The organism is Candidatus Leptofilum sp. (assembly GCF_965223285.1).
Classification (GTDB): domain Bacteria; phylum Chloroflexota; class Anaerolineae; order Promineifilales; family Promineifilaceae; genus Leptofilum.
The window spans coordinates 1,208,162-1,229,033 of record NZ_OZ244997.1 but is presented as its reverse complement, the minus strand read 5'-3'; the positions used below and the strand labels follow the sequence as shown (position 1 = coordinate 1,229,033).

Annotated in this window: 22 protein-coding genes; 5 read left to right on the top strand and 17 right to left on the bottom strand. The window is 52.0% G+C overall.

What is annotated here, in order from left to right; genetic code table 11:
- Positions 1 to 18: 18 nt before the first annotated feature.
- The 13 genes from ACOQPU_RS05840 to ACOQPU_RS05780 all read right to left on the bottom strand — a co-directional run bounded on the left by ACOQPU_RS05840 (position 19) and on the right by ACOQPU_RS05780 (position 11,779).
- Positions 19 to 1,119 carry a mannose-1-phosphate guanylyltransferase gene (locus ACOQPU_RS05840; RefSeq protein ID WP_420644186.1) on the bottom strand — a complete coding sequence of 367 codons (1,101 nt, stop codon included), beginning with the start codon at positions 1,117 to 1,119 and terminating at the stop codon, positions 19 to 21.
- Positions 1,120 to 1,167: 48 nt separating this feature from the next.
- Positions 1,168 to 2,301 (bottom strand): DNA-processing protein DprA, encoded by a 1,134-nt coding sequence (gene dprA / locus ACOQPU_RS05835; RefSeq protein ID WP_420644185.1) that lies wholly within the window; start codon positions 2,299 to 2,301, stop codon positions 1,168 to 1,170.
- Positions 2,302 to 2,357: 56 nt separating this feature from the next.
- The gene (rimM, locus tag ACOQPU_RS05830; RefSeq protein ID WP_420644184.1) at positions 2,358 to 2,897 is read right to left on the bottom strand and encodes a ribosome maturation factor RimM; all 540 of its coding nucleotides are present in this window, start codon (positions 2,895 to 2,897) and stop codon (positions 2,358 to 2,360) included.
- A 76-nt stretch (positions 2,898 to 2,973) separates the two neighbouring features.
- Complete coding sequence (locus ACOQPU_RS05825; protein ID WP_420644183.1) at positions 2,974 to 3,216, bottom strand: KH domain-containing protein; 243 nt, start codon at positions 3,214 to 3,216, stop codon at positions 2,974 to 2,976.
- A 9-nt stretch (positions 3,217 to 3,225) separates the two neighbouring features.
- Positions 3,226 to 3,789, bottom strand: coding sequence for a 30S ribosomal protein S16 (rpsP, locus tag ACOQPU_RS05820; RefSeq protein WP_420644182.1), 564 nt, complete (start codon positions 3,787 to 3,789; stop codon positions 3,226 to 3,228).
- A gap of 49 nt (positions 3,790 to 3,838) precedes the next feature.
- On the bottom strand, positions 3,839 to 5,182 hold the full coding sequence (ffh, locus tag ACOQPU_RS05815; protein ID WP_420644181.1) for a signal recognition particle protein: 1,344 nt from the start codon (positions 5,180 to 5,182) through the stop codon (positions 3,839 to 3,841).
- A 247-nt stretch (positions 5,183 to 5,429) separates the two neighbouring features.
- Entirely contained in the window at positions 5,430 to 5,966 is a 537-nt protein-coding gene (gene cas4 / locus ACOQPU_RS05810) for a CRISPR-associated protein Cas4 (protein WP_420644180.1), read from the bottom strand.
- Positions 5,967 to 5,969: 3 nt separating this feature from the next.
- A complete protein-coding gene (locus tag ACOQPU_RS05805; RefSeq protein WP_420644179.1) occupies positions 5,970 to 6,212 on the bottom strand; it encodes a hypothetical protein in 243 nt (80 codons plus the stop codon).
- Positions 6,213 to 6,356: 144 nt separating this feature from the next.
- Positions 6,357 to 7,313 carry an MDR/zinc-dependent alcohol dehydrogenase-like family protein gene (locus ACOQPU_RS05800; protein WP_420644178.1) on the bottom strand — a complete coding sequence of 319 codons (957 nt, stop codon included), beginning with the start codon at positions 7,311 to 7,313 and terminating at the stop codon, positions 6,357 to 6,359.
- A gap of 22 nt (positions 7,314 to 7,335) precedes the next feature.
- Positions 7,336 to 8,736, bottom strand: a complete 1,401-nt coding sequence (locus ACOQPU_RS05795; protein ID WP_420644177.1) for a hypothetical protein — start codon at positions 8,734 to 8,736, stop codon at positions 7,336 to 7,338.
- A 5-nt stretch (positions 8,737 to 8,741) separates the two neighbouring features.
- Positions 8,742 to 9,671, bottom strand: coding sequence for a protein translocase subunit SecF (gene secF / locus ACOQPU_RS05790; RefSeq protein ID WP_420644176.1), 930 nt, complete (start codon positions 9,669 to 9,671; stop codon positions 8,742 to 8,744).
- On the bottom strand, positions 9,671 to 10,999 hold the full coding sequence (gene secD / locus ACOQPU_RS05785) for a protein translocase subunit SecD (protein WP_420644175.1): 1,329 nt from the start codon (positions 10,997 to 10,999) through the stop codon (positions 9,671 to 9,673). The genes secF and secD overlap by 1 nt, the downstream gene beginning before the upstream one ends.
- A gap of 210 nt (positions 11,000 to 11,209) precedes the next feature.
- A complete protein-coding gene (locus ACOQPU_RS05780) occupies positions 11,210 to 11,779 on the bottom strand; it encodes a GNAT family N-acetyltransferase (RefSeq protein WP_420644174.1) in 570 nt (189 codons plus the stop codon).
- Positions 11,780 to 11,868: 89 nt separating this feature from the next.
- Between ACOQPU_RS05780 and ACOQPU_RS05775 the strand changes: the two genes are divergently transcribed.
- On the top strand, positions 11,869 to 13,677 hold the full coding sequence (locus ACOQPU_RS05775; RefSeq protein ID WP_420644173.1) for an ATP-binding protein: 1,809 nt from the start codon (positions 11,869 to 11,871) through the stop codon (positions 13,675 to 13,677).
- A gap of 23 nt (positions 13,678 to 13,700) precedes the next feature.
- On the opposite strand, the gene yciH is transcribed toward ACOQPU_RS05775, so the two are convergent.
- The 3 genes from yciH to ACOQPU_RS05760 are packed head-to-tail and all read right to left on the bottom strand — an operon-like array spanning position 13,701 to position 16,773.
- Positions 13,701 to 14,048 carry a stress response translation initiation inhibitor YciH gene (yciH, locus tag ACOQPU_RS05770; RefSeq protein WP_420644172.1) on the bottom strand — a complete coding sequence of 116 codons (348 nt, stop codon included), beginning with the start codon at positions 14,046 to 14,048 and terminating at the stop codon, positions 13,701 to 13,703.
- Positions 14,049 to 14,073: 25 nt separating this feature from the next.
- Positions 14,074 to 16,092, bottom strand: a complete 2,019-nt coding sequence (locus ACOQPU_RS05765; protein ID WP_420644171.1) for a hypothetical protein — start codon at positions 16,090 to 16,092, stop codon at positions 14,074 to 14,076.
- Positions 16,093 to 16,773, bottom strand: coding sequence for a TetR/AcrR family transcriptional regulator (locus tag ACOQPU_RS05760; RefSeq protein WP_420644170.1), 681 nt, complete (start codon positions 16,771 to 16,773; stop codon positions 16,093 to 16,095). It lies immediately after the preceding gene.
- 274 nt (positions 16,774 to 17,047) lie between these two features.
- Between ACOQPU_RS05760 and ACOQPU_RS05755 the strand changes: the two genes are divergently transcribed.
- The 4 genes from ACOQPU_RS05755 to ACOQPU_RS05740 all read left to right on the top strand — a co-directional run bounded on the left by ACOQPU_RS05755 (position 17,048) and on the right by ACOQPU_RS05740 (position 19,890).
- Positions 17,048 to 17,587, top strand: a complete 540-nt coding sequence (locus ACOQPU_RS05755) for a YceI family protein (protein ID WP_420644169.1) — start codon at positions 17,048 to 17,050, stop codon at positions 17,585 to 17,587.
- 110 nt (positions 17,588 to 17,697) lie between these two features.
- Positions 17,698 to 18,552: a VOC family protein gene (locus ACOQPU_RS05750; RefSeq protein ID WP_420644168.1), complete on the top strand. Its 855-nt coding sequence runs from the start codon at positions 17,698 to 17,700 to the stop codon at positions 18,550 to 18,552.
- Positions 18,549 to 19,346, top strand: coding sequence for a pirin family protein (locus tag ACOQPU_RS05745; RefSeq protein ID WP_420644167.1), 798 nt, complete (start codon positions 18,549 to 18,551; stop codon positions 19,344 to 19,346). The genes ACOQPU_RS05750 and ACOQPU_RS05745 overlap by 4 nt, the downstream gene beginning before the upstream one ends.
- Positions 19,339 to 19,890, top strand: a complete 552-nt coding sequence (locus ACOQPU_RS05740) for an NADPH-dependent FMN reductase (protein WP_420644166.1) — start codon at positions 19,339 to 19,341, stop codon at positions 19,888 to 19,890. The genes ACOQPU_RS05745 and ACOQPU_RS05740 overlap by 8 nt, the downstream gene beginning before the upstream one ends.
- Here ACOQPU_RS05740 and ACOQPU_RS05735 read toward each other — a convergent pair whose 3' ends face one another.
- Positions 19,891 to 20,472, bottom strand: coding sequence for a hypothetical protein (locus ACOQPU_RS05735; protein WP_420644165.1), 582 nt, complete (start codon positions 20,470 to 20,472; stop codon positions 19,891 to 19,893). It lies immediately after the preceding gene.
- Positions 20,473 to 20,872: the final 400 nt, after the last annotated feature.

Sequence of the window (20,872 nt, the reverse complement as noted above, 5' to 3'; positions counted from 1 at the left end):
ACGCTAATCTGCGAAAATTCAACTATATGGTTCTAATTTGGTCCCTTCCAGGCCGTCTACCATTTTCTTAACCAGCGGAATATTATCCTTGTGGACAACCAAAATGGCATCTTCCGTGTTTACCACAATCATTCCTTCAAGGCCAATAACCGTCACCAACTTATCAGATTCGTAATTGTAAACGAGGCTGTCGTGAGATGCTTCGACAACAACCTGTCCCTTGGTCACATTCGCCCTCAGGTCTGGGTCAATTGCCTCTTTGAGGGCGTACAGTGTACCCGGATCGCTCCAGCCCATTTCACCATGCAGTACCAACGCTTCGGCTGAGTCTACATGATGCAAAATGGCATCATCAAAGCTCATGGCATCCAAATTTGGATAGACGCGATGTAAAGTCTCCCGATAATTTGGCTGCCCGATTGTGTCTTCGATTTCTTTGAGACCAGACCACATGGTGGGTTGCAGCTGTTGGTACTGTTTGCGCACAAAACCGATTGTGGTAACGAAGTAGCCAGTATTCCACACATGCGTGTTTTCGGCAAACATCTTTTGGCACTCGGCCAATGGGGGACGGTAGCTGAGGGATTGGAAGGCATAGAAAGGACGGCCGTTTACCGCCCCTTTTTCTTCGCCCAAACCGATCCAACCAAGCTGGTCGTTGGCAAAACGGGGTGTCTCCCCAATGAACAAAATTTTTGCTTTTTGGTTAGCTACCAGCTTTTCTGCACCATCCAGCACCCGGCGGAACACGTCCACCTGATCCATGTAGTTATCGCCCCATAAAATGGCGACTGGTTCATTATCTAACGCATCGGCAGGAGTTGCCTTTGCCAAATGGGCCAATGCCAGGCCAACGGCCGCAGCCAAATCGCGCCGGGTCGGTTCGCCAATGACATTGGCGTTGGGCAACTCGGGCAACTGCTCACGGATTATCTCTACATATGCTTCATTGGTAGAAATGAAGATATTTTCCGCGCCATAAACATTGGCAACGCGGTCTACAGCCAGCCGCAGTGTAGATTTTTCGCCAATAATGGGTTCAAACTGCTTGGGGGATTTTTTGCGGCTGATGGGCCATAAGCGACGGCCTGAGCCACCGGCAAAAATGATGATTTTCATGTGCTGTCCTCGCTTTGGGCAAACCACAGGGAAATCGCTTTCTGACTGTCAAGATTCCTGTGGTGGTTTGCCAGTTGTGTTGTAAATGGGGCCATCTTCACGCAGAAGTACATAGTTCATGCCACCAACCTGCTGCACCATTCCTTTTAGCTCCATCAACGTGAGCGTGCTGCTCACCAACGCGCTTGGCAGCCCGGTGGAGCGACTGAGTTCGTCAATGTGCGTCGGCTGGCCAGATAGCCGACCATAAAGCGCAATTTCTTCGGCCGTTTCTGGCAGCACCAGCTGAACGGCCGTTCGCTCCGCCACCATATGCAAATTCAGCTCCTCCAGCACGTCTTCAACTGTGGTCACCAGCTTGGCACCTTCCTGAATGAGCTTGTTTGGCCCGCGGCTGGCGGGGCTGTTGATGTTGCCGGGTACGGCAAACACTTCGCGGTCTTGTTCCAGTGCAAAATTCGTGGTAATAAGTGCCCCACTCCGTTCTCCGGCTTCTACCACAATAACGCCGAGAGAAAGTCCGCTGATAATGCGGTTGCGTGGCGGAAAATTTTTGGCCTCTGGCTGCACACCCAGGCCGTACTCGCTGATGATAGCCCCCTGTCCTTGCGTAATTTCTTGCGCCAGCGAACGATTTTCTGCTGGATAGACACAATCTAACCCAGAACCTAATACGGCGAGCGTCCGACCACCAAGCTCTACGGCCGTTTGGTGAGCAATCGCATCAATTCCCCGCGCCAAGCCACTTACCACCGTGATATTGTTCTGCACCAAGCCGGCAACTAGGTCTCGGGTAACCTGACGGCCGTATGCCGTCAACCGTCGCGTACCTACCACAGCCACCGCCCATTGGTCTTGCTCTAAAATTTCACCCTGATAATAAAGTAATGGTGGCGGATTAGGAATTTCGCGCAGGTAGCTTGGATAGCCAGGCATTTCCCAGGTGAATAGTGAAACACCCGCTTGCTGCACGCGCGACAGCGCATTGTCTAAATCTGTTTGCTCGCGAGTTTTCAAGAATGTTTTAATGGCACGACGATCGAAGCCGATCTTTTGCAGTTCATACTCATTGGCCTGCCACGCATTGGCCAACGAGCCATAATAATCGAGCAGTGCCTGCACTTTGGCAGGCCCAATGCCTTTCACCAAATTAAAGCCAAGCCAATATTTCCGGTCAGACATGAAAAAGCATACCTTTTCGTCAGCAATCAGTTTTTGGTCTGCCCACTGAATACCGATTACTGGATGAGGCCGGGCAGTAGGGTTACGAGCATACGGCCGTTGTCAAAATCAATCTCTTGCACCACATCATCAATATCCGGCAGCAGCAGTTCACCACGGTCGCCCTGCACCACAAACACATTGTTCGCCCCGGTTTCGATGATGCTGGTGAGGATGCCTAGCGTTTCTCCCTCAGTGGTCAGCACTGTCAGCCCTTCAAGCTGAAAGAGGAAATATTCTCCTTCTTCTAGCGGCAACGCTTCCGCTTCTGGCACCATCAGCCATTCGCCGCGCAGCGCTTCCGCCTCAACTCGGTTGGAAACGGCCGTTAGCTTCAACAATACCATATTCTGATGCACCCGCGCCTGCTCTACTGCCATTGGCTGTGGATCGTCCGCGCCTACGTATACCTGCTCCAACCAAGTAAACCGTGCTGGCTCATCCGTGTGTGGCTTTACGCGCACTTCCCCACGAACACCGTGCGGTTTGGTAACCACTCCAATGACAATAAATCCGAGGTCATCAAAATTAGATGAGGCTCTCTGCTTTTTTTTCATGATTTTGCCACCAAACAACAAAAACCTCGCCAAGGCGAGGTCATGTTATCTATACAAAATTGCAAACGGGCTGAAATTACCGATTACCAGTTTCAACGAGTTCAATCGCAACGCGTGTACCCTGCTTGGCGGCAGCCACCTGTGCCAACGTGCGAATTGCGTTGATCACACGGCCGCTTTTACCAATAACTCGTCCCATATCAGGACCAGCGACAGTAATTTCCAGAACCGTTTCGTTTGATTCTTCAAATTCTTCAATCGAAACTTCGTCTGGGGATTCAACCAGCGATTTGACAACATACTCAACGAGGTCTTTCATAAGATTCTCTTAGGCTTCTTCCTCGTCCTCGTCGTCTGCTGCTTCAGCAGCCTCTTCTTCAGCCTCGGCTTCGTCTGCTTCGTCATCATCGTCGCCGTCAACAACGTCTTCAACCGCCTCAGCCACAGCTTCTACGGCCTCTTCAACTTTCTCAACAGCGTCAGCGGCAGCATCTTTCACGGCATCAACCACTTTTTCTACCACTGATTCTTCTTCGGCGGTTTCTTCTGCTTCGGCAACTTCTTCTACAGCCTCAGGTGCAGCAACAACAGCACCAGATACCTCTGCGGCCAGCACGTCCAGGGATTCCCCAGCCCGCATCCGGCCCAAACGGTCGAAGGTGCCTTGCTTATCCAGTAAGCGACGAACGGCGTCTGTAGGTTGTGCCCCAACGCTCAACCAGTGCAATGCACGATCTTCTTTAATTGTGAATTCAGCCGGTTCGGTTAGTGGATTGTAATGGCCAATGCGCTCGACGATACGGCCGTCTCGCTTGGCATTAATGTCTGCGACCACAACACGGTAGCTGGGTTGTTTTTTCTTGCCTCTACGGCTCAAACGAATTTTTAGCATCTATCCTAATCTCCATTTATTGGGGACAAATCCCCAGGCTAATTATTAATTACGGGCCAAAGCCACCCATGCCGCCCATCAAATTCCGCAATCCACGCCCGCGTCCTTTGGTGAGTTGCTTCATCATCTTCTTCATTTCGCGGAACTGCTTTAGCAGGGCGTTCACATCCTGCACGGTGGTACCAGACCCAGCCGCCACGCGCCGCTTGCGGCTCGCCTTCAAAATCTTGGGATTGCGCCGTTCTGCTGGCGTCATCGAGTAAATAATCGCCTCGATGCGCTTTAAATCCCCTTCTGCGCCGCTCAAATCAACGTCTTTGGCCATCTTGTTCATGCCGGGAATCATTTCCAGCAGTTGACCAATCGGCCCCAGACGTTTAATTTGCTGCATCTGGTTCAGAAAATCTTCCAAGTTGAAATCACCCTGCAACATTTTCTTACCAGCTTTTTCAGCTTCCTCCTGATCCAGCTCTTCTTGCGCCCGCTCGATAAGCGTCAGCACATCCCCCATGCCCAAAATGCGGCTCGACAGCCGATCCGGGTGGAATTCCTCAATGGCGTTTAGCTTTTCGCCTGTACCCAGGAATTTGATGGGAACACCAGTTACTTCACGCATGGAAATGGCGGCACCACCACGCGCATCACCATCAATTTTGGTCATGATGAGGCCAGTAATCTGCACCGCTTCGTTAAAATCAGTGGCTACCCGCACGGCTTCTTGTCCGGTCATAGCATCGGCCACTAGCAGCGTCTCCACCGGATTGACTTTGGACTTGATCGCTTTGATCTCGTCCATCATCATCGCGTCGATGTTGAGACGTCCAGCCGTATCCAGAATCACCGTTGTGGCTCCGGTGGCAACTGCTTTTTTAACGCCATTGGCACAAACGTTAACCGGGTTGCCCTCTGGCCCTTCATCGTAAACGGGGATGTCTAGCTGGCGACCCAGGGTTTGCAGCTGGTCGATAGCGGCCGGACGGTACACATCTGCGCCCACCAGCAACGGCCGTCTGCCCTGCTTGCGTAAATGAAGAGCCAACTTGCCCGCCATTGTGGTTTTACCAGCACCTTGCAATCCCACCAGCATGATCACCGCCGGGGATTGCATCCCCAAGTTTAACCGCCCTGGTTCACCAAGCGTTTCCACCAGCTCTTCCTGAACAATTTTTACCACTTGCTGGCCGGGGGTCAGGCTGCGCATGACTTCCTGGCCAATAGCGCGTTCACGCACGCGGGCCACGAAGCCTTTTACAACCTTGAAGTTTACGTCCGCTTCCAGCAAAGCCAGGCGCACTTCGCGCATTGCCTTGTCTACATCTGCTTCCGTAAGTTTGCCCCGCCGCTGCAAGCCGTCAAAAACGCCTTGCAGGCGGTTGCCTAATGATTCAAACACAGTGGTTCCTTACTCGACTACTCAGGTGACAGTCACTTCTCCAGAGATGGCAATTATAACAAACCAAGAGACTGTCACCTCTGTTGCTTATCCTGAGACAAAAATAAACGGGTCAATAATGGTATTAACCCGTTATTTGCTCGTTTCTATTGGTGGTTAACGTTGCTGCATTTGCTGCAAAAAGATTATGTTGCATTGCAGACGGGCAATTCTAGCCCAGGGGGAAGGTTGCGTCAAGAAAAAATTGTTAGCCTAACCGCTGGGTGCAAGCAGTGGCCACCCCGCAGCGGGCGCAGCGATTCCAATCGTTATGATCACGGTCTAACTCAACCTCGAACATATCTTCACGCATTTCTGTAAGCAGATCGAGTAAATCTTCACGCAGCTCATCTGTGTAATCTACTGCGAAGGCGCGATCTTTGTACTGGATGATGCCATGAGACGGCCGTATCCCATATTCCCTGTCAACTAGCCAACAGTAGGCGGCTAGCTGGTAAACATGACCCTCCCACGGCTCAGGTGGGGCTTTGCCCGACTTGATTTCTACTGGAATGATACGGCCATCTGCCTCTTCCACCAGATAGTCTGGCTTGCCCACCAATCGCAACTGTGGATCATATAACGCCTCATCGTTGGTCATCCAGGCACTGCCAGCATCGGTGTAAAGGATACGGCCGTCGGGCAAACCCGTCTGCTCCGCCAGCACCCCACTGCGCCACCACAACGCCAATGCCAACGCCAGCAGCACAAAACCAATACCCAGTGCATACCCACCCCAAATCATATCTCACACACCGCCAACCAGAGAGTAAGTAACCAATGCCACCACCACAAAAATGAGCGCATACGCAGCCCGTCGCAGCCAGATAGATTGCTGCACTTGCTGTCCGTGCTGGCGATGGTGCTGCTCACCGTGGGCAATTTCCCGTACGTTTTGCGAAGCAACGCCTCGGCTGCGCTTAAGCCACCAACTGCGGCGGCAGTAAAGGTAATCACCTATTTCACTTGCTCGAATCCAATAATCGCTCATATGTTCTAATTTTAGCGAAAACGATGACTATGTCAAATGATTATGAATAACAAACTGGATTTGGCACACAAGATTAATATTGCAGCGAATTACGCGAATTTCACGAATTATAGTTCGAGATAATTCGTTGCTGGAACATTTATGTTACGGCCGTATCAATACTTTCAACACCCCAGGCTGGGCCGCCTTTTCAAATGCAGCTAAGCCATCAGCCAGCGCGTATTCAGCCATGATGAGGGGCTGGGTGTGAATTTGGTTCTTGGACAGCAAACGCAGCGCTGGGGCAAATGGGCCACAGCGGGAGCCAATGACCTCAATTTCGCCGACAACAATTTTTGTCATATCCAGCCTGTTTTCGGCAGCAAATGTGCTTTTTAGCACGATAGCCCCCATTGGGCGCACCAAACGGAGTGCCTGGGCAAAACCAGCATTGTTACCCGTTACTTCGACAACAAGGTCGAAGCTATTGTCGTCATATTCAGACGTGAGACCCGTAGACATGCCCCAAGAGGAAGGCAATTGCAATGAGCTGTGTCGCCGCCCCAAAACGATTACATCCCCTCCACCCAGTTGCAGCACCTGAGCAACCAGCAACCCCAAACGACCGGGGCCGATGACGGCCGTTTTTTGCGACGGCCGTATCTTCACCTGCTCCCGTATTTGGAGTGCCGCAGCCAAAGGCTCTGTAAACACAGCTTGTTCGTCCGTAACATCGTCTGGGACGGCGTGGAGATTGCGAATCGGTACCGTCAAATATTCAGCAAAGGCACCATCCTTATCATGAACGCCCAATGCTTGCCGAGTGGCACAATGCTCTGGCCCATGCAGAAGACACATATCACAGGTTTGGCAACCGATATTCATGCTGGCCACCACGCGCTTGCCAACCCAATCTTTGTCTGCTGCATCTTCCACCACACCCACAAACTCATGCCCTAACACGCCAGAAAAACCGGAAACGTATCCTTTTACTATCTCCAAATCCGTAGAGCAGATACCAGCCAAGGTTATGCGTACCAATGCTTCATCAGGCTGTGGTATCGGTTTGGGATAGTCTCGGCGGCAGACAATCTGATTATTCTCACAATATAAGGCAAGCATGGTTTCAGGCTCCAATCGCTGGCTAGCCACTATCAGGAGTTGCGGTAGGTGTAGCTGTGGGGGTTGTTGCGGGTACGGCCGTTTCACTGTCTTCGGGCGTCGCAATGGGCGTGCTTTCCGGAGTGGATATTTCCTGCGAGAGCAATTCGTCCAGCAGGGTGTTGAGTTCAGCCAAAACCTCTACGTCGGCTGTGCCGATCCATTCGGCATCATAGACGCCAGCAGGCCCACGCACCAGCAGCCAGGAGCGGGTCACCTCTGGCGTAGCTGCGGTGTCGTTGTCCAAAAAGGTGTTTAAACCAGTGCGCAAGCTGCCGCTGGCTAGCAAATTATTTGTCAGGCTGATGACCTGACTGCTGGTCAGCGTGGTGCTAATTGGCTGGCTACTGTTTAGGCTGGCAACGGCCGTATTATCCATAAAAACCGTAAGCTGCGCGCCATCAATTCGCTGGTAATCGAGCACCGCAGTCAACGGAAAACCGACTGGAGGGCGGGGCAGCGTTACCTCGCTGGCTGTCAGCATCTCGTTCAGTGCATTGTCAAGCGCCACGTAAAGTGACTGCAAAGAAAATGGCACAGCAAATTCGGGGCAAACCAGGGCAATGAGCCGCTCTTGTTCACGATCAGCCAGCAGCAGCGATTCCAACGGCAACCCAGGGCAAGGGGCAGCATACTGCTGCGACAACGCCGGGGCATCTACCCCCGCATAAGCAGCTAAAAGCGCAGGGGAAGCGACACCCGCTGGCTCTACTTCCCCCTGATTAGCCATCCAGCGGAACAGACGGCCGTCCTCCATTATGGCAATGGAATGGGCAGGGGCATAGGCAGAGGCACTGCGCCGCAAGCCGATAATTGCCCCAGGAGGGAAATGCGGACCGAGAGTGATAGTAAAATAATTTTCCAGGCTCGCCAGCAGCACCGGATCGCGCAGCCAACCTTCTCCATCAACGCCAGAAAATGGCAAGCTGTACGCGACGCGCACGCAACTATCGCAGCCTTCTGGCACAGGGTTAGTCACCAGTTCCGGCAAAACCTGCTGCAAGTCGAGCAAGACGCTGGCCTGGTTGTCCCGCTGCACAGAAAAACCATTATTTTCATCCACCAAAATAATCTGGCTGTTCACGCTGCCTTGCAAACGACGATCCAACCCCAGGCTGGGGATAGTGAGGCGCAGTTCCACCACGTTGGCCCCAAAGGGAATAGGCGTGTTGGTGGCGCGAGTCGGAATCGGCTCTTGCGTTACGGTAACGGCGGGAATGACATTCAGTTCACTGCCGGGGGGTAACGGAGTAAATGTTGGGGGAATGGCGGGGGACGTCGGCACGGGTAAATCTGCCAGTGGCGTTTGCGCCACCGGCGGCTCAGTGCAGGCAACCACAGTGCCAATTACCAACAGCAATAAGGTGAACCAGATTTTCCGCACGATTTTTACGCTTTCAAAAACGGGAGTTCATTCTTTTCCCAGGCAACCAGCAGGGGAACGGCCGTAAAGATTGAGCTGTAGGTTCCGCTGAGCAAACCAACAAAAAGAATGGCAATAAATGGTTTTATGGAGGCACCGCCAAAGAGCAAAATGGCTACCATGATGAACATCGCATTGAGCTGGGTCGCCAGCGAACGATGGACGGTTTCCAAAATAGACCGGTTCACGACACGCTCGTACTTTTCCAACGGCCGTTTGGTAATGTTTTCCCGGATGCGGTCAAACACCACGATGGTGTCTTGCAACGAAAAGCCTGCCACGGTGAGTACGGCCGTTAAAAAGAGCGCATCGACCTCCCAGCCCAAAAACATGCCCGTCAGCGCAGCCACGCCAAAAATCACAAACAGGTCATGCACCATCGCCGCCACCGCACAGGCCCCATACCGGAAGGGATTCGGTACCTGACGGAAAACCACCATGATGTAAACCAAAATGATCAGCCCGGCAACCACTACGGCAATGAAGGCCGCATTCGTCACTTCGCCCGCCACCGTACCGCTGACGCTTTCCACCTGGGTGCTGCCGGGAACCAGCGGCGCAATATCGTTCAGCGCATCTTCAATGGTCTGTGCTTCTTCTGGGGACAGCGTCTCGGTGCGAATTTGCCACGCATTTTGCAAGTCTTCACCGCGCAAGGCGATGATACTGGGGTTGGAGATGCCCGCGTTGACGAAGACTTCTTCGACGGCCGTTTCTGTCACCGGCTCCGTAAATTGCACCTCAAACCGGGCACCGCCCCGAAAATCTACGCCCAGCAAAAATGGCGCACCCGTGCTGGCAAACGAATAAATCATTGCCAAAATGCCCAGCCCAATGATGATGCTGGAAAAAATGAAATATGTTTTTCGCTTTTCTACAAGATTGAATAAAAACATTACACACCTAACAGCCAACTGGTTCGGCTAATGCGGTCAGCCAACTGCCCCAACACCAAACGGACAAAGGTTCTGGTAACGATGACGGCCGTAAACATGCTGATCATTACCCCAATTGCCAATGTGAGCGCAAACCCCTGCACGGCACTGGCCCCAAAGCTGCGTCCAAATGTCCATAGCACCAGGCAAATGACCAGCGTGGCGATATTGGAATCTCGAATGGATGTCCAGGCCCGGTCAAAGCCCGTCAAGATTGCCTCCCGCAGCGAACTGCCATCCCGCAGTTCCTCCTTCATTCGCTCAAAAACCAGAATATTTGCATCCACCGCCATCCCTGTTGAAAGCAAAAAGCCGGTAATAGCCGGCAGCGTCAGCGTCACGGGAATAGCCATAAACACCGCCACATTAACGGCCGCATACAAAATCAGGGCCAAATCTGCCAACAGGCCGGGCAGCCGGTAATAGATGAGCATAAACAGGAGCACCACGGCCACCCCAATCGAGCCTGCCTGCACGCTAGACGCAACCGATACCTCACCCAGCGTAGCCCCAATTTGGCGCGTACTGTCGATTACCAAGGGGATGGGCAAGCTGCCAAAACGAAGCTGTAAGGCCAATCGTTGTGCTTCTTCCAGCGTGAAATCACCTGTAATGGTGCCCTGCCCTTCAATAACGGCACTAATTCGCGGGCTGGAAATCACTTGCTTATCAAGAACGATAGTCAAGAATTGCCCTTGATTTTCGCGCGTGAAGTTGGCAAATAGCTCTCGTTCCTCGGCGCGCAGCGTAAATTCCACAAAAAATTGGCTCAGCTCCGTAGAAGCAGATTCAGCCGACTGAATGGCAGCCCCGGTCATCACAGTCTCGTAGGTGGGAGCGGCCGTTCCAACCACCTGCCCATCTGGCCCCAGCTCACAGCGGGAGGGGCCTTCATTGAGGCTGGTACGGATGCAGGTGCCTTCCGCCAAGGGAATAGTGCCTGTATCCACAAACTCCAGCAAGGCAGTTTCCTGAATGAGGGAAACCGCTTCTTCTGGATTATCAATGCCGGGCAATTCTACCAAAATTCGCCGACTGCCCTCGGTTTGCACAAGGGGTTCGGCCACGCCCAAAGCGTTCACCCGCTGCTCAATAATTTGGCGGGACGTATCTAGCTGTGCGGGTTCAATTTCAACTTCTTCTGGCAGATCCGCCTTAAGCAGAACCTGCAAACCGCCCTGCAAGTCTAACCCCTGCCGAATGGGGAAATCTGGGTTTTGCACAACCCAAATTGCCCAGCCAACTATCGCCAAAATGACGATGAGCCACACATAATCTTTTCCTTCCATAACAATTTTTGCCTACACGTAGTTTAAGTAAATCACAGAAGGTTCTTTAAAAACGCATTCGTGAATCGTGATTTACTTTAAGGAGAACGAACGTTTTTTGCCAACCTGTTTTAAAGTTACTTTTCGTTTTCCACTTAAGGGTGGTTGCCTAATTCTCTCTAACGAATGAGCAACTGGCGGATTATAACAGCCGCAAAGCGGGTAGCAACTTTAGTCAGACGGCCGTAATTTGCAGAAGTAGAGGGTGTCACGCAATTCATTGGTAAGGTGATGGCGAGAATCGTGGCGGTGGGTGCCTTCAAATGTGAAGCCGCAGCGATGTGCAACGGCCGCACTTTGCTCATTTTTGGCATCGCAGCGAATGAACAGTCGCTCTGCCTCCAGATGCGTAAAGGCAAATTGGCAAACGCCGTTCACCGCCTCAGTAACGTACCCTTTGCCGGTATGGTTAACATGTATCCAATAGCCAATTTCAAAACTGGGGATGTCCCAATTGGCGCGGTGCAAGCCTGTACAGCCGAGCAAAGTTTGGGTGCCTTTCATGAAGATGAGCAACCAAAAATCTTTTCGAGCCAAATAGTTCAGTTCACCTTCCCGAGCCCGAATTTCATACCCTTCTTCACTGTCTATCTTCACGGCAAACGGCATCCACGGCTTTAGGTGGTCTTGCGATTCAAGTACGGCCGTTCGTACTCGCACCCCATCTCCTGGTAATGGCCCACGGATGGTTAGCCGTTCGGTATCAAACGAGTAAGGCACATCTTTAAGCAACGGATTCATAACAATATCGGTACCTCAGTACTAATCTTCACAGATTCTTCACCTAGCCGTAAGCCAAATAGACAGTGAAGCCCGTAAAATAGCTGCATATGTCTGAGTTGGTTTATCACATCAAGCGTAGGCCGTTTACGGCCGTTTGCCTGGCTATCCCAATGGTCTTTTTTGCGCTGCTGCGATTCTTTCCAACCCTGGATATTCACGCTTGGAGTTTATCATGGTACACACGCCTCATCCAATATTATTTTGGGGCGTTTGCCAGCTTCATTGCCCTCATTGCGGCTCTGTTTGCCAATAGCGCACTGGGCAAAAAAACCAGTGCCCGCTCCATTTTCCTCACCATTGGCTTTATTGCGCTCTCAGCACTGTTTTTGTTTAGCAGCTTGGCAACACCCAACATCCTCATTGAAGGCGGGTCTAACCCTGCGTTTATCTGGTCAATCCGCTTAAGTTTGCCCATTAGTGGCCTCTTTTTTGCGGCATCAACCTTCGATTGGCCACCTGCGGCTGAAAAATTTATCGTACGGTTCAGGCGTCTTTTGTGGCTGGCTGGGCTGCTTTTGTTGATGATTTTTGGCATTATCGCCTTTGGCAATCCATCTATTTTAGTTCGGTGGATGGCATACGATCCATTGGTGCCAAACCTGCTAGGAGCCCTAGCCATTACCCTGTTGGCTTGGACAGCATGGCGGGCGCGGGTTCTAAACTGGTACGGCAGCAAAGTGATAAACGGCCGTTTGGCGGTTGTCTTCCTGCTTTTGGCACAAGCCCAGTTCAGCCTGATGCTTGGCATAGCGGGTCAGCTTAGCTGGCTCATGTACCATCCTCTCGTTATTGCCGCCCTCATCGTCGCCCTGTCTGCCATCCTAAGGAGCTTCCAAACTTCCCGCGACGTGCAACTATCTCGCTACTTTGCCGCACTCGGCAGCATTCTCATCGCTGGTTTATCGCTAGCCAGCGTAGAGATTAGCTTCCGCTGGTTAAACACGGGCGGCGGCGTCAATCGCACCTCTCTGATTCCGCTGAGCATCGCCCAAGGCACATTGAGCTTCATCGTTCTTTACTTCGTCGTTTTTTACCTAAATCAGCTCATTACCGAGCGCAATGAAACCCTGCGACGTGAACAACATCTTCGCAGCGAACTGACTCAACTCATTGTCCACGATCTCAAAAGCCCGCTTACTGTAATTCTGAGCGGAATGAATTTAATGGGTAAAGAAAGCCTGGGCAGCTTAACCGAAACCCAAAAGCGGCTCATCGTCAACTTGGGTAAATCTGGTGAGAATATTTTGCAGATGATCAACGACCTGCTGGATGTCGAGCGGTTAGAAGCAGGGGTTTTAAACCTGCAAAAAACTTTGACAGACACGGCTCAACTGCTTCGTAAGCAAATCGAAGAAAGCGAGATTCTGGCCAGCACCAACAAACAAACCGTTACATTTACGTATGACAAAGAATTACCGCAAATTCGGATTGACAAAGCCTTGATGACCCGTGTATTTACAAATTTGCTCAGCAATGCCCTCAAATTTACGCCCGAGCACGGGCAAGTAAACGTCCACATTGCGCTGAAAGAGGCTCAACTGGTTGTCACCGTTGCGGACAGTGGGCCGGGTGTTCCTGCTGATGAACGTGACCGTATTTTTGAGAAATTTGCACAGGTAGATGGGGGAGAGCGGCGTGGTGCTGGCTTGGGCTTAACTTTTTGTAAAATGGTGGCCGAAGCCCATGGAGGATCGCTCACTGTGGAAGAAAGTGATTTGGGCGGTGCCTTGTTCTGCCTTGTGCTGCCATTCAAGCCAGAAGAATCTCTTCTTTTTACAGATGAAAACGTTCAGACCCAACCTCCCTACAGCGATTGGGCATTGGACACGCCACACCACACGCCAACCCCAAACTAATGTTTTCTTAGCCCCCTGTAAATTTAGCCCCCTGTAAATTTTGTTTTGAATCCTTGCTTGTGCAATAAATTGGCAATTTTGTCTCGGTGATCGCCCTGAATTTCGATGATAACGTCATCTTTGACCGTACCGCCACTGCCACACGCTTTTTTGAGCTGTTTCCCTAATTTGACTAAATCTTTTTCGGTTAGCTGAAAACCACGCAGGACGGTCACCTGTTTGCCACCCCGCCCCTTTTTCTCGCGCTGGATCCGAATAGTTTGCTGCGCAGGTGGCTGTGATTTTGGCGTGGCATTGGAACGCTCTGGTGGGCGCGCTTGAAAATCATCATCTGCCGATGAGTAAACCACATTTCTTCTTCGTTTTCTCATACTGTTTCCTTGTTGATGGGGCGTATTAACGGGCGATTATTGGCAAATAGATGATTTCTGATAATTCTATCGCCAACACCGTAATTGGGTCACTGCTGGCCTGATTACCTGCATTATCATACCCGACAACCATAAATTGGTATATGTGGCCTAATTGTGAGGGGTAAACGGCCGTTTCCTCCCCAATCCCCTCTAACCACAACACAAAATCGCCACCATCCACCGCAACCCATACATCATACATTGCCATGCCGCTGCCGTCATCGCTGCCAGTCCAGCTTAGTGAGATTTCAGTTGTGGCCGTTGTTGGAGCATTGATTGAAACGGTCGGCGGGAGGGTATCCTGTTCAATCAAAATGGCAGGCCGCCCGCCGATGGGATAGAGAGCCGGATCCCAGATGGCATTTTGGTTGGTTGCGGCTGGCAAGGTGACAGTGAATTCGCCATTTACGGCCGTTACCACCTCCATCGTCCCGTCAGGCCAAATAAGTTGGGCAGAGCCATTGGCGTTGGTAGTGGGGATGACGGCCGTTTGCGCCTCGCCAAACCGCGCCCACAAGCCCAAAATGCGCGATTGCGTGGCCGGTTGGTAAAAAGCAATCCACTCCTGTGGCCCGTTTACCGGATCATCATTGCCGGGTCGCAGCCGCCAAAGTGGTTCCACATCCGTGAAGTAAGTGGTAAGAAGTTGGAAGGCAGTGAAGCCAGGGCGCGGCGCACCGCCATTGGGATGCTCCCAGTAGCAACCAGATATGCCGGGATCGGCTACGTTGCTGAACAAGCCAAACGCATCCCCACCAGGATCGATGGTTGGGTCGCCTGAGCAGCTTGCGACGGGCGTAAAATTGGTGCCGCCGGGCTGGTTGCCGCAGTCGTCGTACAGTTGGAAGAAGAAGATGTTGTCGGCTCCGGCGTAGGTGGCGTAAAAGGCACTTTGGATGATGAAATCTGCCTGCTCATTCATTGAGGCGCGGAACGGGCTGGTAGGTTCGCACACGGGGCCGGGGTAATCGTCCCAAACCGGTACACCGGATTCGTTGAGCCAGATTGGTTTTGTCAAATTACGGGCGGCCAACGTGTTGTCGGCCCGCCACACGTGGTACCAGGAACGCCAAGCATACAGGTAGTTGTGCGTGGCTAAAATGTCATGGTAGTAATCGTAAGTGGCAGCCTGCACATCCGCGTCAAAAATCGTCATCACATCTTCGTAAAAGGAGAGGTTTGTGCTTTCGTTGGCCAATCCGCCAAAGAGAATCTGGGCATTGGGGTCGGCCAACTTAGCTGCCAAATAGCCAACTTGCAGCAGACGGGCATAATCGGCCGTGGTGCCATCCCAAAATGAAGCCAGGTCGGGTTCATTCCACATTTCCCAATGGGTAACGCCTTGCCCGGCAGGCCAGCCGTTTGCCTGGGATAGGACGCCGCCGGGTTTGTAGCGGGAAACGGCCGTATACACAAATCGCGCCCACCGATTGGCTGAATTAATCTGCTTGTCCGCGCTCAAAATATCTGAGTTGTCACTGAAAACAGGTTCGTACACTCCCATGGGCGTGGCCGCTTGCACCGCCTCGATGCCCAGCGGGCGACCCGGCACGGGGCGCGGCAAGGGATTCTCTGGCTTGCTGTTGGTCGTGTAAAAAGAGGGTGTACCTAGCAAAATGGCGTTTAACTGGAACCCTTGCGCCAGATCATTTTCCACAGCCACGTCCTGGTATGTCCAGTTAAAATTGTTGTCCGACTGCTCAATGTCGTACCAATACATTGGCCAGCGGTTCCAGGTGGCACCTGTGGCCTTGCCATTGTCGTAACGGGTTTGGCTGACCGGGGTAAGCCCTTTGGCCCAGCTAATGAAGTTGACGCCGTAAGCAGGCTGGCTGCTGATAGTAGCTCCCTCAACGCGCAAATCGGTCACGTCTGGGGGAGCGGCGGCAACGACCGTTGCCAAAAGTGCAAGTAGGCAAATAAAAAGAAGCAAAGTGAGAAACGGCCGTTTCCTACCTTGCTTCAAACTTCTTTCGTATCTATTGAAGGTTGCTTGGGTCATTTAAGCAGACGCAGAACCATCACAATGCCGGAGGCCGGAGAGCAAGGTGCGCAATCCCGCACTAATGCGCTGTAGCGAAAAGCCGCGCGTTTCACGTTGATAATAAAAGAGATCGGCCTTGAGCGGGGCCAGCAGAGCATCGGCCAAATAATCAATGTCTAGTCCTTCTGGCAGTTCGCCGTTGGCAACGGCCGTTTTCAGCAAACCACTCACCGTCATATATTGCCAAAAGTGGGGCAGTTCCAGGCCATCTGAGTCCTGCTCTTGAAGCAGGCCAGCCCGCTGCACCTCACAAAGCAGTGGCGCATGGGCATCAGTAAAGTAGATGAGCGCATCCATAAACTGATCTAGCTGCTCCATCTTGGGCATATTTTGCGCCGACATTTGCTGCATCCGGGCAATCATCCCATTTTGGAAATCAATCATTTGCGTATCCATGAGTGCCAGGCACAGCTCTGCCTTATTGGTAAAGCGGCGATAGAGCGTTCCCTTGCCCACCTTCGCCGCCTGGGCAATGTCGGCCATGTTCACGTTGGCCACGCCCTGCTCGGCAAACAGCTTTTCGGCCGTTTGCAAAATGCGGATACGGTTAGCCGCCGCATCCCGCCGCTCATGGCGCATACTGCTGCTCGCCTCGTCAATGGTTCCTAATGAAATTGTGTTTTTTTCAGACGTGGTCATGTTTGTGTCCAAATTCGTTTCCACATTAAAAGGATACTTGCTCCATCCCCTTTACAGTAAAAGACATTTTGCTCATTTTGTAAACAGAGGTTGTTAATTCAGTTCCTTTTTCCGGTGAAAAATGTTGTTTCCTTAACTTTTTCTGAGTTTGTCTCTCGCGCCTTGACAAGCGGACTCAAGTCCGCTAATATTCTAGCGCAAATACGGACCAGAGTCCACTTAAACAATATTTCTTTAACCCCTATCTAATTCTAATTAAGGAGATTATACAGCAATGAGTTGGCAAATTGATTCTTCACATTCACACGTTTACTTTACAGCACGGCATATGATGATTTCAAAGGTGCGCGGCAGTTTTGAACAGTTCAGCGGCAGCGTTAATTTTGATGAGGCAAATCCAACCAACACCACCGTCAACATTGAAGTTGACCTGACCAGCATCAATACCCGTGACGAGCAGCGGGACGGCCATCTGAAATCCCCCGATTTTTTTGACGTAGCTAACTACCCCACTATGAAATTTGTAAGCACCCGTGTGGAACAAACTGATAACAACAACGGCCGTCTCTACGGCCAGCTCACCATCAGAGACGTCACGAAAGAGATTGCCCTGGATGTAGAATATGCAGGCATTGCCAAAAGCCCCTGGGGTACCGAAAGTGCTGGTTTCTCTGCCAGCGGCAGCCTGAACCGCAAAGATTGGGGCCTCACCTGGAACCAGGCCCTGGAAACCGGCGGTGTCCTTGTCGGCGACAAAATCAACATAGAAATTGAGCTGGAGTTGGTAAAGCAGGCGCAAACCGAAGCTGCGTAATTTTTGAGTAAAAAGCATATAGTGAAAAGTAAAAAGTGATGGGTTGGCACTTGGCCCACTTATCACTTTTTACTTTTCACTTTCGTAGGGAACACAGTATGATAGGCAGCATGGAAGCAATACACCCAAACACTCAAATTGGTCTCGTCTCGCTAAAAGTGGCAGATTTTGGTCGCTCCCTGCCCTTTTACACGCGCAACATTGGTTTGATGCTGTTGAGCCAAGAAGACAACACGGCCGTTCTCGGCACAACAGAACGGCCGCTTCTAGAGCTAATCCAGCAGTCCGGGGCGACGCCATCTGGTGGCACCACGGGACTGTACCATTTTGCCCTGCTGGTTCCTAATCGCGCAGAGCTGGCCCGCACGTTCAAAAACCTGGTGGAAACCCGCACCCAATTCGAAGGCTTTTCAGACCATAGCGTCAGCGAAGCAATTTATTTGGGCGATCCAGACGGCAACGGCATCGAAATTTATCGAGATCGAAGCCGAGATAAGTGGCCGATGGTAAACGGCCGTCTGCAAATGAACACGCTGCCCCTAGACTTGGAAAGTTTGACTGGGGAGTTAAACGGCCGTGATGAACCCTGGACAGGCATCTACCCCGGCACCGTCATGGGCCACATCCACCTACACGTGCGCGATCTGGACGAGGCTGAAGCATTTTACTGCGACACCCTCGGTTTTGAGCGCGTCATGCGCTACGGTTCTGCCGCTGGCTTCGTCTCTGCGGGTGGCTACCATCACCACATCGGCCTCAACACCTGGGCTGGCAGAGGGGTTCCCCCAGCACCACCAGAAGCGACTGGCCTGCGCCATTACCAAATTCTGCTGCCCAATCAACCAGCTTTGAACGCTGTCGCCGAGCGGCTAACAATGAATGGCATTGCCTACGAATCTCAAGAAGATAGGCTTATCGTGCGTGATCCATCCCAAAACGAAATTGCCATGAAGGTGACATCATGACCACGATGTTTGAAAGCGTCGTTAACAATCTAAATATCAGCCAGGATTTGCAGTTTTACCCAGCAGATACCTTTCCCATGATTCGCCCCGTGCATTGGCTTACCTCTCATTTTGCGGTGGGCGGCTTCAGCCCACTCCAGCGGCTCAGCGGTATGCTCACGGCGCACATGACCCAAATTGCGCCACATAACGGCTTCCAATGGCACCCGCATCGTGGTTTGGAGATTTTCACCTACGTCATTGATGGCGAGCTGTATCATGAGGATACCACTGGCGGTAAAGGGGCCATTACCGCTGGCGAAGTGCAGCGCATGTTTTCGGGCAACTTCATCCAGCATCAGGAACTCAACCTGACGGATGAATTCACCCGCGTTATTCAAATCTGGTTTGTGGCGGACGTGGAGCATATGGGATTGCCACCGCACTACGAGCAAACCAGGCTCAGCGATATGTCTGCTCGCAGCGTTGGGGATGCCACTGTTCGGGACATTATCGGGCCAAACGGCGCGACAGACGCCCACGCGTCGGCTCGGCTCACGAGCAGCATTTTGCCCGCTGGCGGCTCGGCCACGATTGAGCTGCCGCAGCCGGGTGAGGATTTGTTCTTGTATTTTGTGGATGGCAACGGCCGTTTCCAAACCCCCACTCAGCAAAATTCAATCAATATTTACGATGTGGTTTTAGCGACGCCTGAGGCAGAAACGGCCGTTATCACCGCCAGCGAAAATAAACCACTCAACTACTTATCGTTTTACCTCAAACCGTTCATGAAAAAAGAAATCAACTATGTCTGAAACCATCAATATCATTGGCCTGGCTGGCAGTATCCGGCGCAAATCCATCACAAAAGTATTGTTGCAGGCAGCCCAGAAAGTTGCCCCTGACGCGATGCAGATCACGCTTTTCCCTCTAAACGAAATTCCCATTTACAACAACGATGTGGAAGTTGAAGAAGGTTTCCCGCCACCGGTCGCTGAACTGCGCCAAGCAATTGCCCACGCCGACGGGCTCATTTTGGCCACGCCAGAGTACAACGGCTCACTCACTGGCGTGCTGAAAAACAGTATTGATTGGGCCTCACGTAAAGGATTGCTCGCCCAAAAACCGGTCGTCACGATGGGTGGGTCGCCTGGGGCGTTAGGTGCTACCAAAGCCCAAGAGCATTTGCGGCAAATTTGCCTGCACTTGGGCATGTATGTCATGCCCAAGCCTACCATTGCCGTTCCCAAGCTGCCAGACAAAATCGTGGATGGGCAACTGACTGACGAACTGACCTGCAAATTTCTAAAAGAGCAAATGGAACAGTTTTACCACTGGGTGGTGCGCCTCAAAGAGTGATCAGGGGGTGACCCACACCACATAGCTGAGGATGTGTCCCTGGTACTCGCCGCTAATTTCCCAGCAGCCCAACGCGGGCAGGGCAATGCCCGCCAGCATAAACGAATTGTAATCTTCCTGAAAGCCGTTGGTGGCGTGGGTAAATGGTTCCACGACGCCATCACCATCTAGCTGACGGGCCGAAACGGTTAACGCTGGCTTTTCCTCCTCCGTCCACACGTATCCCTCACGAAACCAAACCAGCTTGTTCACGTACCCATCCTCCGATTTAGGTAGCTGCTGCCAGGTGCCATGAGGCCACAGCACCGTCCACAGATCGTTGGAGCCGTACCAAAATTCGCCGTTGGGTGGCACCGCAGCGTGTGGTTTCGGCGGTATGAAAGCCGGGTCTGGGGGTTGAGTGATGGGGCAAGCATCTGGCACGGCCGTTCGGAAAATGGGTGTCGGTCGTGCCGTTGGGGAGTTAGTCGGTTGATGAGTCGCAGGTGGGGAAACGGCCGTTTCGCTACCACCAGCCGCCGTACACCCCCAAAGGCCAGTAGATAAAACAAGCAACACCACCATCATTTGCAACCGCTTCATACGCTTCTCCTTTTTGCAACTACGCTACAGCGTATACCCCGGCCAGACCAAACTGGTTCCATTTCAATCCAAAGTTAGCCAATTTCCACAACCTACCCCACCAAATCAGGGGAAAATCGCCCAATTTTGCAATTGCGGTTGACAGTCACAATTTATCTGCTAAATTTCTGCACGATGAAAACGTTACCTGATCTGCAAGCTCTTCGCATTAGCCGCCGCCGTCGCCAGACACCAAGTCTGGTTATTGAGCTTGCCTGAGTCCGTTTTTACAAGACACGCGCAACCTGAACCGCCGGACTTGAACATAGTCTGGCGGTTTTTTTTTGGATTTCGGCCACAGCGGAAAAAGAGAAAAATCTCTTAAATCTCTGTGTGCTCTGTGGCAAAAAAATAGGAGTAC